At 38.4% G+C, this 16,201-nt stretch carries 12 protein-coding genes; 4 read left to right on the forward strand and 8 right to left on the reverse strand.

Features of this window, described 5'->3' with window-relative positions; genetic code table 11:
* Nucleotides 1-414: 414 nt before the first annotated feature.
* Complete coding sequence (locus tag ASG21_RS19585; protein ID WP_056084916.1) at nucleotides 415-1,008, forward strand: hypothetical protein; 594 nt, start codon at nucleotides 415-417, stop codon at nucleotides 1,006-1,008.
* Nucleotides 1,009-1,398: 390 nt separating this feature from the next.
* Here ASG21_RS19585 and ASG21_RS19590 read toward each other — a convergent pair whose 3' ends face one another.
* The 6 genes from ASG21_RS19590 to typA form a co-directional block, all read right to left on the reverse strand.
* The gene (locus tag ASG21_RS19590; RefSeq protein ID WP_056084919.1) at nucleotides 1,399-3,012 is read right to left on the reverse strand and encodes a family 10 glycosylhydrolase; all 1,614 of its coding nucleotides are present in this window, start codon (nucleotides 3,010-3,012) and stop codon (nucleotides 1,399-1,401) included.
* A gap of 229 nt (nucleotides 3,013-3,241) precedes the next feature.
* Nucleotides 3,242-4,657, reverse strand: coding sequence for an MFS transporter (locus tag ASG21_RS19595; protein ID WP_056084923.1), 1,416 nt, complete (start codon nucleotides 4,655-4,657; stop codon nucleotides 3,242-3,244).
* Nucleotides 4,658-4,690: 33 nt separating this feature from the next.
* The gene (locus tag ASG21_RS19600; RefSeq protein WP_185113750.1) at nucleotides 4,691-6,028 is read right to left on the reverse strand and encodes a DcaP family trimeric outer membrane transporter; all 1,338 of its coding nucleotides are present in this window, start codon (nucleotides 6,026-6,028) and stop codon (nucleotides 4,691-4,693) included.
* A gap of 304 nt (nucleotides 6,029-6,332) precedes the next feature.
* The gene (locus ASG21_RS19605; RefSeq protein ID WP_128414376.1) at nucleotides 6,333-6,923 is read right to left on the reverse strand and encodes a DUF6624 domain-containing protein; all 591 of its coding nucleotides are present in this window, start codon (nucleotides 6,921-6,923) and stop codon (nucleotides 6,333-6,335) included.
* Between the two features lie 264 nt (nucleotides 6,924-7,187).
* Entirely contained in the window at nucleotides 7,188-8,303 is a 1,116-nt protein-coding gene (locus tag ASG21_RS19610) for a M23 family metallopeptidase (RefSeq protein ID WP_056084930.1), read from the reverse strand.
* Between the two features lie 396 nt (nucleotides 8,304-8,699).
* Nucleotides 8,700-10,508: a translational GTPase TypA gene (typA, locus tag ASG21_RS19615; protein ID WP_056084933.1), complete on the reverse strand. Its 1,809-nt coding sequence runs from the start codon at nucleotides 10,506-10,508 to the stop codon at nucleotides 8,700-8,702.
* Nucleotides 10,509-10,856: 348 nt separating this feature from the next.
* On the opposite strand from typA, the gene ASG21_RS19620 reads away from it, so the two are divergent.
* Nucleotides 10,857-11,588 carry an MBL fold metallo-hydrolase gene (locus tag ASG21_RS19620; RefSeq protein ID WP_056084936.1) on the forward strand — a complete coding sequence of 244 codons (732 nt, stop codon included), beginning with the start codon at nucleotides 10,857-10,859 and terminating at the stop codon, nucleotides 11,586-11,588.
* A 129-nt stretch (nucleotides 11,589-11,717) separates the two neighbouring features.
* Here ASG21_RS19620 and ASG21_RS19625 read toward each other — a convergent pair whose 3' ends face one another.
* On the reverse strand, nucleotides 11,718-12,635 hold the full coding sequence (locus ASG21_RS19625) for a LysR family transcriptional regulator (RefSeq protein WP_056084939.1): 918 nt from the start codon (nucleotides 12,633-12,635) through the stop codon (nucleotides 11,718-11,720).
* A 536-nt stretch (nucleotides 12,636-13,171) separates the two neighbouring features.
* Here ASG21_RS19625 and ASG21_RS19630 point away from each other — a divergent pair.
* Entirely contained in the window at nucleotides 13,172-13,786 is a 615-nt protein-coding gene (locus ASG21_RS19630) for an NAD(P)H-dependent oxidoreductase (protein WP_056084942.1), read from the forward strand.
* Nucleotides 13,787-13,862: 76 nt separating this feature from the next.
* Entirely contained in the window at nucleotides 13,863-14,372 is a 510-nt protein-coding gene (locus ASG21_RS19635) for a PPC domain-containing DNA-binding protein (RefSeq protein ID WP_056084944.1), read from the forward strand.
* A 651-nt stretch (nucleotides 14,373-15,023) separates the two neighbouring features.
* On the opposite strand, the gene ASG21_RS19640 is transcribed toward ASG21_RS19635, so the two are convergent.
* Nucleotides 15,024-15,572: a type 1 glutamine amidotransferase domain-containing protein gene (locus tag ASG21_RS19640; RefSeq protein ID WP_056084951.1), complete on the reverse strand. Its 549-nt coding sequence runs from the start codon at nucleotides 15,570-15,572 to the stop codon at nucleotides 15,024-15,026.
* Between the last annotated feature and the right edge of the window lie 629 nt (nucleotides 15,573-16,201).

The following is a 16,201-nucleotide window of genomic DNA, read 5'->3' on the forward strand; positions in this document are numbered from 1 at the left end:
TCTTTTGAATATTTTATTTTTTGAATCAGACTTCACTGGTTTTCAGGTTTTAATATTGAATGCTGCGAAACTACGATGTTTTTGTGAAACAATTGATTGACATTCTTTCAAACCGACTTTGAGCATTACCTATTTAAAATTAGACTGTAATTCATTTTCATCATTAACAATAAAGCCAGCAGTCATTTTGTTATTACACACTGAAAATAAAGCAAATTAGGTTTCTTCGGAATGACAAATAAATTGGTAAAACTACTATATTTCAATATTGGATATCCAAAAAATTATAAATAAAATTAAAATTTGCAGCTTGCGTTTATTTAATTATTTTTAATGAATAATAGTTTTGATCTATGCGTTGCGTCAATCCGAATTTTAGTAGAAATACGTTATAAAAAGAAAACTAAATTTTGAATGAACTCTAGAGCTGTATTAACATATTTAGTTTTGTACATTATATTAAATGCGACTGGGCTTTCTATTGCTTTAAATTTTTGGTGGACGGATAATCTAAATTTATCTTTCTTAAAGAAAGAATCGTTTTTATTATTGACGAGTGTTGGCTTTAGCTGGATTGGAATTTTGTATCTAAGTATTCTGATAATAAGAAAATTTATTATAAAAATTAAAACTCAAAACTTTATAGGTCCTATTGATTTAATTTCGAATGAAATGTATCAAAACGAAATAGGAACTAAACAGGCAACTAAATTCAAAAACTCGATGACTTTAATTGCTTTTACCATCTTAGTCCTAACAATTATTGTGTTAATAAAATCTATGAATAGATATGAAATTTATGAACTTACGAAATATGGGAAGGTGGAAAAAATAATAGTGAAAGAAATCAGAAAAGATATGAAAGATAATCAGTATATCTATTTTTATTACAACAGTAGTAAAAACAGTACAAACTTACGAAATGAAAAAAATCTCAAACTTGGAGATGAAGTGCAAGTTATATATTCCAGTAATAATCCGGAAATAATTAATTATAAAAATCAATAGCACAAATAAGTGTTTGCCAAAATTGTGATAAAGCGCTTCGATCGAATATTCTGCGAGGCTTATCATATATAATTCTATTAAATTTTTGCTTCGATGCGTGAGCTATATCTGAATCGCTGTCGAAATACTAATAAGAATGATATGCCAAACTAAGAATTTAAAAAATTAGACAATTCAGTTTCAAGTTTTGAATTTTAAAAAAAAGAAAGTGAAAGATTTTGTAGAAATGAAAGTTTATAACATTCCGTTTCACTGCTAATCTCAGGTATTTCCTCAATTAAAGTTTTGCGCAAAATTATCTGGTAAAAACTCAATATTTCATAGCAGTTTGCCTGAATGCAACTTATTTCATTTAAACAAAAAACTCAGAGAAAACCCTGAGTTCATGTATTATTTTTTACCAATAGCTTTAGCAAAGTAATCGCTTTCGTTACCTAAACGGTCAATTGCTTTTATTGCCACCGCATTCAGGATTTTACCATTTTTAGTTTTTGGAATTTGTTGTGAGAGATTTTCCAAAGTAAGAATTTCAGTCTCCCAAACGCCGTTGTATTGCCTGAAAAGCACCCATTGTGAAACGGAAGCTATTTTTTTTGAACTCCACGAAGCATTGATTACTGAACCAAGGTCATTGATGAAAAGTGTAGGTTTTTCTACGGGAACTGTTTTTATCCATGGGCTTTTCGGGACTAATGCTTTTTCGGCGTACGGACCGTTTTTAAGAGTGGGCAACATGTTGGCATTTTTGGTAAGACCTGCGATGCTCCAGTGGATTTCTCCTGCATCGTTCCCCAAAATCTGTCTGGACAGTTCAATCTGATTTTTTATTTCTGTCGGACGGTCTGATACTTTTACCTCAACGGTATTCAATCCCGGCCAAAGGTGTCGGTTCATGGTATTTTCAGATTTCCACCATTCGAGAAGCGGCCCAAAAGCCTGCCCTTTTGATTCAACCGGCCAGTACAACTGAGGTGAAAAATAATCTACCCAGCCTTTGTTTAACCATAATTTAGCATCAGCAAACAGTTCGTCATACTGCGAAGATCCCACTATTCCTGCAGGATAGCCTGGCTTCCAGATTCCAAATGGGCTGATCCCAAAACGGACGTGACTTTTCTCGGCATGAATTTCCTTATAAATTCTTTCTACAAACTGATTTACACTATCTCTTCTCCAGTCTGCCCGTGTAAGTGTTCCGCCAGAATTTACATAAGCATTCCAGCTTGCGGAATCCGGAAAATCTCTTCCATTATTATAAGTGGCATAAGGATAAAAATAATCATCAAAATGAATGGCATCCAGGTCATATCTTTTCACAATATCTTTCACAACATTTGAAACATGAGACTGCGTTTTCGGGTTGGCAGGATCAAACCAGTACATTCCGTTTTTTAATCTGATGGTAATATCTGATAATTTACTGGCCATCGACAGACTGGTAACTGCTCCACCGTTGGAATGATGTGCCCTGTAAGGATTAAGCCAGACATGCAGTTCCATTCCCCGTTTGTGGGATTCTTCAATCCAGAACTGTAGAGGATCATAGTTTGGATAAGGCGGTTCACCTGTTTTTCCTGTCAGAAAATACGACCACGGCTCCAGTTCGCTTGTATACAAAGCATCTGCAGATGGACGGGCCTGAAAAATCACCGCATTGAAATTATTCTCCTGAAGCATATTCAGCATATTAATCGCTTCAGCTTTTTGCTGATCCACGGAAAGATTATTTCTTGAAGGCCAGTTGATGTTGGCTACACTGGCAATCCACGCACCACGGAATTCGCGTTTGATGGTCGGAAGATTTACTTTTAAATCTTCTTCAACGGCTTTTGGAGGAATATTAAGTGTGACAGAATCTGAGGGTTTTGAAATATTTTTAACAGGCTTTACTGCTTTTGAAGGTGTCGTTTTAACTGCACTGTTTTTCGCAGCACAGGAAATACCCAAAGTGGCAGACAGACCTAATATCGTGACTAATTTTACTGTAGAGATTTTCGTATGCATTTATCTATTGTTTTTTATTGATCCTATGGAATCGCTATCTTCATCCGTGCTCGTCTTCGCAAATCATGGCGATTTCATAATTAATTCTGAGGAAGAATTTCTAAGTTGATAAAACACAAAACTAATGATATAAAGATAATTTTAAAGAATCTGAATGCGGATTTTTTTAAAAACAAAAAAAGTGCAGAAAAATACTGCACTTTAATTTTAGTATGAAAATTAAATTAATTTAAACTTCGGAAAGACTATCGCCTGCGTTTCGGGCATTGGAAGTATCTACATTTTCCTCTTCTGTCAGATCAGTTTTATACGTTTCAGGAATAAACAAAACGTTGACAATAATCGCCAGAACCACCAGAAATATTGGATAAACGAGCCCAATAAACGGTGCCATAAAAGCACTGACCACAAAAGATGTTTTGATAAATTCGGTCACAAAAGTTGTTGCTCCACCAATGAAACCATTTCCCATATTCTGGGCAAATCCCATACTGGTATAACGGATTTTGGTCGGGAAAATCTCCAGCATAAATGCTCCCAAAGGCCCATAAGTAGCTGCTCCCGCAACAGATAATAGGAAACTGATGCCCATAATCTTTAAGGTTGCTTCAGTGCTGATGGAATGAACTTCAGTAAGACCATCCGGATTCCCGATCTGCATAAAGAGGTAGAATGAGACCGGAATTAAAATTAAACTTGAAATTAAACCGCCATTCAGTACTTTTTTACGACCTATTCTATCACTTAAGGCTCCGAAATACTGATAAAAATAAGCACTGCAAAGTGTTACCACACCAGTAATCAGTAAAACCGTGGTCTCCTCAATCTTTACAGCTCGCTGCATAAAGAAAAGTGTCACAAATAAACTGGTCTGCATCACTGAACTCTGTGCCGCGTTACCTCCGAAGATGGCCTTCAGCATTAACTTCACGTTCCCTTTTGTGGTAAACGCTTCTTTTACCGGAGCCTTACTTGTTTTTCCTGCTTTTTTAAGCTCTTCAAAAACCGGACTTTCATGAAGTTTTTTTCTGGCAAAATAACTGAGTAAAACCAAAACAGAACTTAAAAGGAAAGGAATTCTCCATCCAAAATTATTAAAATCGGTTTCAGACATCACGGTTCTCGTAACGAAAATCACACTTAAACAGACCAAAAGTCCGATAGGAACTGTTGCCTGAATAAATCCTGTATAAAATCCTCTTCTGTTGGCCGGAGCGTGTTCTGCGACGTAAATTACCGCACCTGCATATTCACCACTGATTGCCAATCCCTGCATCAGCCTGCAAACCAAAAGCAGAATGGGAGCTGCCCAGCCAATGCTTTGGAAGTTCGGAATACATCCAATCAGAAAAGTTGAAGCTCCCATCAGAATTAACGAAAGAAGAAATGAGTATTTTCTTCCGATTTTATCTCCGATATTTCCGAAAATCAATGAACCAATGGGTCTGAACATAAATGATGAAGCGACCACCGCCAAAGTTTCAAGAAAATGCGAAGACCCATCAGCCGGAAAAAGATTTACCGAAAGTGCACCCGCCAGAATAATCGCCAAAAACATGTCGTACCATTCAATCAACGTTCCTGCCGAAGAGGCGATGATCACTGTGAGGATATTGTTTTTGGGCTGTTGTATTGTATTATCCATATAATTAGTTTTTTATTTAAATTTAAAATACTCTTAAAACATAAAGAAAGTTGCCACGTGGAAGCGGTTGTTTCTTGCATTGAATTCATTTCCTATACCTCTTCCACTGGGCTGTGCATCGCCCCAGGTTGCGACGGTATTTTCAACCTCAAATCTCAGGCGGATTGCCTTGCTCAAAACCCAGTCCACACGCGGAACCACTCTCCATAAATGATCAACACTTCTGCCGCCCGGCGTTGCAGATATTGCTCCCCAAGATGACGTTACGCCATAAGTTGTCGCCACTCTACCTTCAACAGGATTATCAGCTCCCATATTTTTCACATAGCCTGCGAAAAGTCCGAACGCTACTTTTTTAGTCGTGGTTTGCTGAAAATCGATCCATGCACTTCTTGTGTTCATGGTTCTGAAAATATCTGCCTGCCCTGGAGCTGCGTATCCCACGAAGCCACCGAGCATTACCAATGAAGCAGCATTTTGACCTATCATCGCAGATGCGCTGATCGTTAAAGGTTTTGTAATTGCCTTTGCGTAAGCCATTGCAGTAAAACTTTTCACACGGTTATTGTTCACGATGGGTGGTGTACCTGAAGAAAGCTGTGGTCTAAGCTCTTCGTACTGTCCGGCAATTCCGGCTACGAATTTTGATGATTTGTATTGAAACTGTAAATGGGTGGACGGCATTCCGCTGTCACGGTAAGGTGCAGTGTTTGGCGTAAAGTCACGCTGAGAGTTGATGGCGGCAATTACTTTAAACTGATCTGATAGCTTATGCGTCAGTCTTACCTGTGGATTTCTGTTTAATGCAAAAATGGGCGAACCTGTACTGTAATTCACCACGTTTGGAAGACAGTCCAGGATTACCATCGGATGCCAGTACTGCCCTACTCCCAATTGCGTTTTTTCCCAGTCTAAAGTGATGTAGGCATGTCTCAGACGGAATTCATTGATTCCACCTTCTGTGGCTCCAAAAAATTCACCTTCGAGAATCCCGGCGGTCTTTGCTCCCAGAACATCCGGACCTTTCACATTGATTCCCGCTCTGGAAACTACAGACAACATGTGGAATTTCGGAGAATCATTGATATCTTCACCATTTACATCCAAAGCACGGTCTCTCGGATAAAGCGGAACGATATTTTCTCCTGCACCGATGTTCTGCCTCGTATCATAAAAAATATCATTTCTGATAAAGCCGTAAAAATCAACTTTCACTTTTCCTTCCTGAGGCTGGGCGGCAACGACGGGTTTTGATTTTGCCAGTGAATCATTAATGGTTTGGTCTGATGTATTTTGTTGCGCAGTTGCTGTTGCAGATACACTCAACAAAGTTGCGGCAAAAATGCTTTTAAAGAATATTCCCCTTTTCATATCGTAAATTTATCTACGAAGCTCTTATTGCTTCGTTTCCAAACATACAAATTTTATCAAAGCTAACGAGTGTTAGTTAGTACAAAAGAGAAAATGTATTTGTTAAAATTTAATTTACAGGATTTAAAACGATGATAAATAATCAATGTTTTCAATGATAAACTGTTTAATAATCAAACTTTAGGAGAAATCACCGCAAATTATATTGATCTGGATAAAACTATAGTAAGTTAGCAAATTTGTAGATTTGGACATGCCAATTATCATCAGTTTAAAGGAAAAATGATTAAAAAAACAGTTGTTTTTAATTCGGATTGAACTGAATATTGAAATTCTTTAAATAATCCTCTAATGGTTCCATTCCCATTTCTTCTCTTCTTTCGTTCACAGTTTCAGGATTTTCTAATGTGTACAGTTTACCATTTTTTATTTGTGAACCATATATTTGGGGCTTTCCTTCGTCCATTAACATCCTGTCTTTCATCAATGCATACTGTCCTTTAGATAAGTCTCCATTTTTAACCGCTTTTTCTATTTGTGGAAAATACTTTTTTCTGATTTCTTCAGTACTGTGTTGAAGTCCCAACCAGATTGCATCCATTTGTTTTTGATCCACCTCTTTTAATGTCGGCATACCACACTTTTCAATAATGCTAATCACTAATTCCTGATTCCTGTGATCTTCTTTAGCGTATTTCATGAGTTCATTTGATTTTCTAATCTTTTGGTCACTTTCGAAAACTTCGCTCAGGATCTGACGTTTTTTGCTACAATCAACTTCAATAATATCTACTGAACCTACATAGACAAATTTATCCTTATTCATATAAAGGAATATTGAAATCATTACAATAAGAGCGGCAAATATGCTGAATACTATTTTTTTTATTTTCATTTCTATTTTTGTGTCATATTCCAATATAGGTTGACCATTTAGGTTAAAAATTAATTGTTCCCAAAAATAGGAATTATTTTTAAGTGTCAGAATCTTAAATGGATAATTTTTTCTTGCCGGTTAGAGTTACCACATTTTCTCACCAAGTCTTTTTTTCCAACAACAACATTATTTTTGAATCTATCTTATATATATAAGCATATCATATATTCTTATATGTCTGTATAAATTATTTTATATGGCTAAGATTAAAATTTACTGCAGTTATTTCTCAATCTGACTGTTTTTTACAAATCCTTCCCTTCCGTCCATAGTTTTTACATGAGACCAGATTCCATGAACTGCAATCACTGTTATCTGTACTTTAGAACTGACCGTTGATAGGACATCGTATTCGGTGCCAGGACCTGACCTTAGACTGCTTCCAGACTTAAGATATTTTCCTGAAAATTTTTCTGAAGTGTTTGGTGCGATAAATTTTGGAACTGAACGTTCGCGAATGAATGGATAGGGATCTACCGCACCGCCTGTGGAATAAATTCCAAAATGCAGATGGGTTGCTCCTCCTGCCGCGTTTCCTGTATTCCCTACCAAACCGAGCGTATCGCCGGTTTTTACTTTTCTACCGCCTTCAGTAAGAATACTGTCGAGATGGGCGTAATAATGGGAATTGCCAACCTCATCATCGCGAAGCCAAACCTGCTTTCCTCCCAACCCCTGATTTCCGGTTCGGGTGATGTAGCCATCAGCAACTGCAACCACGGGCGTTCCTTTAGGCGCAAAAATATCAACTCCTTCATGACTTCTGCCACCACCGTCACGGCTGGCTCCCCAGAAACTCTGAACATTTTTATTTCCTTTTCCTGCTACAGGAAACTGAAGTGAGGGCTGAGTGTAGATTTTTATTTTAAGCTGACTTCCGTAGCCAATTTCTGGCTGTACAATAATTTTATGTAAACCGTCAGTCTCAACTGGTTTTGAGAATAGATTATCTTCAATGATCTGCGATTTCATCATTTCTGATCGTGAAGCTGGATCCAGTAAATCGACAAAGATCTTTTTATCTGGAAGGGTTGATTCAGTTTCGACAAGGAGCAAATCTCCTTTTTTCAAATCCATTAAATAACCTACAGCATCGGATTTTAACTGATCTGAATTTATCAGCAGTGACGTTCCATCTTTAATTTTAAGCTGACTGGCTGAAGCTGAAGAGAAACTTGCTTTCCACTGAGTCAACAGGCTGTCGGCTCCTGAAAAGCTGCGCTCGTATTTTGCACGTTCAGAGGTTTCGAAAACATTTTTAGGAATTTTTAATCCATCACAAGAGATGATGAATGAAAGGGTGATTAATATTAAGAGTATTGATTTTGATCTGAACATTTCATATTCAGTACAAAAATTTAGCCGCGAAGTCCTCAGTTCTTTTGTCTTGAAACAAAAGAACCAAAAATTCAAGACTTGAAAGCGTCAGCTAAAATTTAAAAGTAATTCCTAAAATTTCCAAACTCGGGCGGAAATGACGAAGTATCATTTTAAGATGATCATAGCCGCCACTCAAACAGTGGAAATTTCTTAACGCAATTTCTTCTAAATTTATTAACGCCTCCTCTTCCTAGGTCATTTTTAATGATCCATAAATACTAGATAAGTTACGAATCGAAGATTCTGTCATATTTATTTTGCTCTGCCATACTTTTAATACATTTATCACAAATGGTCTAAAAATGAAAAAAGCCCTGAAAAATCAGGGCTTTAGGTATATTTATGAATTTCAGATTATGCTTTCGCTCCTCTTTCCATTCTTTTTCTTTCTTCTTCAGAAAGTACTTTCTTTCTCATTCTGATAAAGTTTGGAGTCACCTCGATTGCTTCGTCAGCCTGAATATATTCCATACATTCCTCAAGAGAGAACAAGATTTTCGGTGCTACACCTGTATCTTTATCTTTACCTGAAGCTCTCATGTTGTTCAACTGCTTAGCTTCAACGATGTTTACTACCAAATCTCCCGGCTTGTTCTGCTCACCGATTACCATACCAGCGTAGATTTCCTCGCCCGGATCAACATAGAACTTACCTCTGTCCTGAAGTTTAGCGATAGAATATTCTGTAGCAGGCCCCTGAGTTTTAGAAATCAAAACACCATTGCTTCTTCCCGGAATAGCACCTTTGAAAGGCTTGTATTCTGTGAAACGGTGTGCCATAATAGCTTCACCAGCAGTAGCTGTCAACATCTGAGAACGCAATCCGATCAAACCTCTTGAAGGAATTTCAAATTCCATGTGCTGCATTTCACCTTTAGTTTCCATAATGTGAAGGTCACCTTTTCTCTGAGTAGCCAAATCGATTACTCTTGAAGCAAATTCTTCAGGAACATCTACAACCAAAGACTCATAAGGCTCCAGTTTCTGTCCGTTTTCGTCTTCTCTCAAAATAACCTGTGGCTGACCGATCGTCATTTCATAACCTTCTCTTCTCATTGTCTCAATTAAAACTGACAAGTGAAGAATACCTCTACCGAATACAAGGAAAGTGTTGGCATCATCAGTCTGCTGAACTCTCAATGCTAAGTTTTTCTCTAATTCTTTTGTCAATCTTTCTTTCAGGTGGTTTGAAGTAACATATTTACCGTCTTTACCGAAGAAAGGAGAGTTGTTGATTGAGAACGTCATATTCAGGGTAGGCTCATCGATAGCCGTTCTTGGCAATGGTTCAGGGTTTTCGATATCTACGAATGAATCACCAATCTGGAATGCATCGAAACCTACTACAGCACAGATATCTCCTGCTTTTACTTCAGTTACTTTTTTCTTTCCAAGACCTTCGAAAACGTAAAGTTCTTTTACTTTTCCTTTCACTACTTTTCCGTCTGCCTGAGCAAGACCGATCCACATCGATTCTTTGATCTCACCTCTGATTACTTTTCCGATAGCAATTCTTCCTAAGAAAGAAGAGAAATCAAGAGAAACAATCTGCATTTGTAAGTTACCTTCCTCTACTTTAGGCTCAGGTACATATTGTAAAATCCCGTCTAATAGTGGGAAAATGTTGTCTGTCTGCTCCAGTGAAGTGTTGAACCATCCCTGTTTAGACGAACCGTAGAATGTTGGGAAATCCAACTGCTCTTCAGTAGCTTCAAGGTTGAAGAACAAATCAAAAACCTGATCGTGAACTTCTTCAGGACGGCAGTTTGGTTTGTCTACTTTGTTGATTACAACCAATGGTCTTAGACCTAATTCCAAAGCTTTCTGCAATACGAATCTTGTCTGAGGCATTGGCCCTTCAAATGCATCCACCAAAAGGATTACACCGTCAGCCATTTTCAATACTCTCTCTACTTCACCACCGAAATCGGCGTGACCAGGCGTATCGATTACGTTAATTTTTGTGTCTTTATAAGTAACAGAAATATTTTTTGATAAAATGGTAATTCCTCTTTCTCTTTCAAGATCGTTGTTATCCATTATTAATTCTCCACTTTCCTGATTTTCTCTGAAAATGTTTGTAGCATGAATAATCTTATCAACCAAAGTCGTCTTACCGTGGTCAACGTGTGCGATAATCGCAATATTTCTAATGTTTTGCATGAATGATTTTTACGGACGCAAAAGTAGTGATAATTTATGAATAACTAAAAATTTGTTTTCATATTTAACAAATTCATAATGAGAACATTCAATATAAATCTGTGTCTTTTTCCAAAATGCCATATCCCGTAATTCAGTTTCAACTTTAAAATCTCTTTACAACAGGCTTGTCGGAATGATTTTAGCTGACATATAAATCTCCGTCACGATTCCAATCCAAATTTTAATATATGATGTCTGCAAAATATTTTTCTAAAATTCTTATTCTTTTTTTTATCAACTTTCTTTCTCTCTGTTGCTGCTCAGGAGCCGATTAAAGAGTATCGCTACAAAGACAATCTCTATCTTGTGGGAGACCGCGTTTTTTCTCTGTACTACATTACAGATGACGGTGTTGTGGTCATCGATCCAATCAGCAGGAATATCGCCAGAGAGACCATGAAATCTATCCGCAGGCATACCAAACTTCCTGTAAAATATGTGATTTACAGCCACAACCACTGGGATCACAATTTGGGTGGAGAAATTTATAAAAAAGAAGGTGCAAAATTTATGACCCATGAGGAAGCATTTAAAAATTTCCCTCCCAATCCCGAAGTCATTAACCCTGACGAAACATGGAAAGGAAATAAGCACACCCTGAAAATGGGGAAACAAAATATCGAACTGTACTATTACGGGAAAAACCATGGCAGCGGAATGACTGTGTTCCGTTTTCCTGAGCACGATGCAGTCTTCACGGTTGACCTTATAGTTCCTGACCGCGTACTTTATGCCTACCTTCCCGATGCAAGTCCACAAAACTGGCTGAAAGATTTATATGAAATCAAAAAATTAAGCTTTAATGACCTCCTGATGGCTCATGTGCGCCCCATTGGCTCACGGAAAGACCTGGATCTTCAGATTCAGTATTTTGAAGATCTGTATGAGGAAACGAAAAAGGCGATGGAGAAAAAAACTCCCTTTTTTGATATTCCCACGACGGTAAAAATGCCACAATACCAACATCTTCAGAATTATAATGAATGGCTGCACATGAATGTGTGGAGAATTCTGATGGAGATATCGACGGGGGTTTGACGAGATGCGGGGTTCGGGATTCGGGATTCGGGATTCGAGGTTCGGGATTCGGGATTCGGGATTCGGGGTGCTGGATTCGGGATTCGGGATTCGGGGTGCTGGATTCGGGATGCTGGACTCTCTGTTACATTAGATTGGAAGCTGTTCTGTTTTAGTCATCATTTTTCTGAACAGACCTTTGATATGACCGATCTCGTTCTGGTATACTGAATTTTTGCGGCAGCCGAAATAGAGTGTATTTTCCAGCTTTTGTTTTCCTTCCCAGATCAGTTTCACCTCTCCGGATTCTATCTCATTTTTACAGAGAAAATCGGGAACTACAGCCAGCCCGATTCCTCCTTTCAGACAGCGGACTATCGAATTGAGATTCGGGACAATGTAGTTGGGTCTGAACTTTGGTTTATGCCCGAAATTCAGCTGCCAGAACTGAAAGAGATGCTCCATATCGCCCGTCGTGCCGTACCATTTTTCCTGCTTCAGCCATTCTTCAACTCTTAGAAAGTCATTTGATTTTAAAACTTCATTAAATTCATCCACATCAACATCTTTTCCTCCTACCAAAACAATCTGCTCTGAAGAAAAAGCCTCGTGCAAAATATTGGACGATGTACCTTTTTTGGGTGTGATGATGAGATCCAGAATTCCTTTATCGAGCTGATCGAGCATTTCTGGATAATCGCCGAAGCTGATGATTAAATTAAAATCCAGTGTAGAAACATACTGTTCCAGCGTAGTCTGAAATGTTTCAAAACACATTCCCACGCTGATTGTTGGTGTATTCTTCTCCGTGGACTTCTGAAAATTCTTCTTCACTTCTTCCAGTTTCGACAGTGGTTCTGAAACCGCATTGAATAAGACCTTCCCTCTTTCGGTCGGAATCATTTTTCTTCCCGTTCTGTCGAACAGTTTGTAACCCACATACGCTTCCAGCGAGCTCAGATGCAAACTTACGCCCGGCTGAGAAATAAAAAGAGAATCAGCAGCTCCCGTTAACATTCCGGTTTTATAAATCGCTTTAAAGGTGCGGTACCATTCGAGATTTACCATAGTTGTTTGGTTTAAAGGTTGAGGTTGAGGCTGAGGTTAAGGTTAAGGTTAAGGCTGAGGTTGAGGCTGAGGTTGAGGCTGAGGTAAAGGTTGAGTGTTAGTGGTGATAAGTTTACTTTAAATTACTCATTGCTCATTACTCATTACCTATTACTCATTACTCATCATTGACCATCCCACGTCATTTATTGTTGCCTGTCCAAACCGTTGATCCCGTTATTAACAGGCCATTCTTTTAAATTAATATCTGTCTATTTAAAATAATTTTTGATTCCCGGCTACATGCAGCCCGACCTGAGTGGAGCTCTTTTTGTGAGGAGGTACGACGAGCAAAAAAGCGGGAACGGAGGGCGGAAACAGCTGCCCAAATAAAAACCTTATCCCATCATTCATCATCCATCATCCATCATCCATCATCCATCATCCATCATCCATCATCCATCAGAATTATAATACAAAGGTATAAATTATATTATTTTAATAATACCCATTCTCATCATAACTTTGCACTATAAATTTAAATAATCTAAAAAATTATGAAAAAAGTACTCATCATCAACGGCGGACAGAACTTCGGACATTCAGGTGGAAAATACAATCAGACTGTTACAGAAAATACAGTGCAGGTTTTAAACTCACTGGGAAATATTGAAGTTAAGATCACCAATGTGAGCGAAGATTACGACAGAAATGAAGAAGTTGAAAAATTTGTATGGGCAGATTTGATTATTTACCATACGCCAATCTGGTGGTTTCAGCTGCCGAACGGTTTTAAAAAGTATATTGACGAAGTTTTTACAGCCGGTCATGCAAAGGGTATTTACATGAGTGACGGCAGAAAATCTGACAGTCCCGAGATCAACTACGGTACAGGCGGCATGCTTGGAGGAAGAAAATACATGGTCACCACAAGCTGGAATGCACCGAAAACAGCTTTTACTATTCCCGGAGAATTCTTTTATGAAACCAGTGTTGATGACGGTCCGCTCTATGGTTTTCACAGGATGAATGCATTTGTTTCTTTAGAAAAAATCGATGGTTTTCACTTTCACGATGTTGAAAAAAATGCAGATATAAACCGTGACATGAAACTGTACAGAGATCACCTGACTGAAGTGCTCGAAAAAGAAATGAAGCCACAGCTTGTGTAAATGTCTAATTTATCCTGGAGAATCTAAATCAGAAGTTTGGTGCAGATATTTCATTGAACAGACAAACACCAAACCTATGAATATTTTTAAAAACACCATTCTTCTGTTTTCTGTTGCATCGGTAAGCCTGCTCACCGCTCAGAAAACTGAAATATGCCGCTACACCAAAACACCCACAGGATATTTAATGGTTCTGCGGGAAGGCGATAAAGTACTCGAACACATAGAGAATCTGGCAAAGACAGAGAATATTCCTTCTGCCAACTTCACGGGCATTGGCTTTGCTTCAGATGCCACGTTCGGCTTTTATGATTTTGAGAAGAAAAAGTTTAATCCGAAAACCTTCAGAAAAGTAGAAATGGGAAGCCTCACCGGATCGGTTGCGTGGAATGACAAAGGCCCTTCAATTCATATTCATGGTGTGGCCACTGACGATCAGTTCAATGCTTACGGCGGACATATTCTTGATCTGAAAGTGGGAACAGGCTCCATGGAAATTTATGTGACGGTCCTTTCCGAGAAACTGGAACGTAAAATTGAGCAGCCTCTGAACGCGAATGTACTGCAGATCACTTGCGGGAAGTAGCATGAGTAAATTTGTTCTGAACACAGAGGATACAGCGGGTTCATCTGTTTTTGGTAAGACTCAAAGAGCCGTAACGTGGAGAAGCTCAGAGAGGTGTCTGACTGGCAGTTATAAGATTTACTCAATTCATTTTTGATTTTCTGAATATTAATATTGAACGCATTTTTCTATCTCCAGCCCTTCCTTCGACAGGCTCAGGATGACATGGATGGAAAAATGCTCCGAAAGTTGTACGATCTAAATCTTGAATTTTAAAATGTTGAATGCATTTTTCTTCCCCCAGCCCTTCCTTCGACAGGCTCAGGATGACATGGGTGGAAAAATGCTCCGAAAGTTGTACTATCTAAATCTTGAATCTTAAAATATTGATCGCAATTTTCTTTCCCCGACCCTTCCATCGACAGGCCCAGGATGACATGGGTGGAAAAATGCTCCGAAAGTTGTACTATTTAAATCTTGGATCTTAAATTAATGACCGCATCTAACTTCCCCAGCCCTTCCTTCGACAGGCTCAGGATGACACGGGTGGAAAAATCCTCCGAAAGTCGCACTATCTGAATCTTAAATCTTAAACCTTAAATCCTAAACCTTGAACCAAAAAAATCAGCATCCGGATAACGAATGCTGAATTTTTCTTTTAACTGAAAGACTTTAAACGGTTTGTCCGCTGTGTTTTCCTTCTTTTACTTCTTCAACCAGTTTTGCGTTAAAGGCTGGAAGGTCTTCCGGTGTACGGCTTGTCACCAGACCCTGATCCACAACTACTTCGCTGTCTTCCCAGTTGGCTCCCGCATTTTTCAGGTCTGCACTGATGTTTTTTACTGAAGTCAGTTTTCTTCCTTCCACTACCTCAGCATTGATGAGAATCTGAGGACCATGGCAGATGGCTGCTACCGGTTTGTGCTGCTGAAAGAAATCTTTTACAAAACTTAATGCAGATTCATTGACACGCAGTTTATCAGGATTGATCACCCCTCCAGGCAATACCAGTGCATCATAATCAGAAGCTGAAACCTCATCTAAAGTTTTATCTACAGGATATTCCTTACCCCAGTCTTTCTCTGCCCATGCTTTGATGCTCCCACTCTCCGGACTGATAATGTGAGCCGTCCAGCCATGCTGTTCGATATGTTCTTTAGGAGAACTCAATTCACTTTCTTCGAAACCGTGTGTCGCCAGAATGGCAATTTTCTTAGACATAATATTATTTTTTTTGGTGTTATGCCAATACTTAAGAAAATATAATGCCGAGGCCGTTATTGTGGTATTTAAAAAAATGTTAAAGTAGTGATGGCTGCCGGTTGTTGGCTTCCATAATTGTGCTTTAAATCAGACACTCAAAGTGTACAACAACTCCGAACGGAAAAACTCATAAAAGATAAGCGTTGTGAATTGCTTTCATTTTTCGGTATCTTTGGGATACACAACAACTTTGGCTTTGTTGGGATCCGGAACAAAAAGGTTGTGAATTGCTTTCATTTTTCGGTATCTTTGGGATACACAACAACACCGTAAAAAGACCTTAAGCAGACGTAAGGGTTGTGAATTGCTTTCATTTTTCGGTATCTTTGGGATACACAACAACTGTTGTTAAATCTTTGTCATCTCAAAACGAGTTGTGAATTGCTTTCATTTTTCGGTATCTTTGGGATACACAACAACAGCTACCAACGGAGGACTTGACGAAATATTGTTGTGAATTGCTTTCATTTTTCGGTATCTTTGGGATACACAACAGCTCCTCACTTTTAAGGATATTTAAAGCTATAGTTGTGAATTGCTTTCATTTTTCGGTATCTTTGGGATACACAACAGCTACAGCCGAGACT

This window comes from Chryseobacterium sp. Leaf394 (assembly GCF_001424105.1).
Lineage (GTDB): Bacteria > Bacteroidota > Bacteroidia > Flavobacteriales > Weeksellaceae > Chryseobacterium.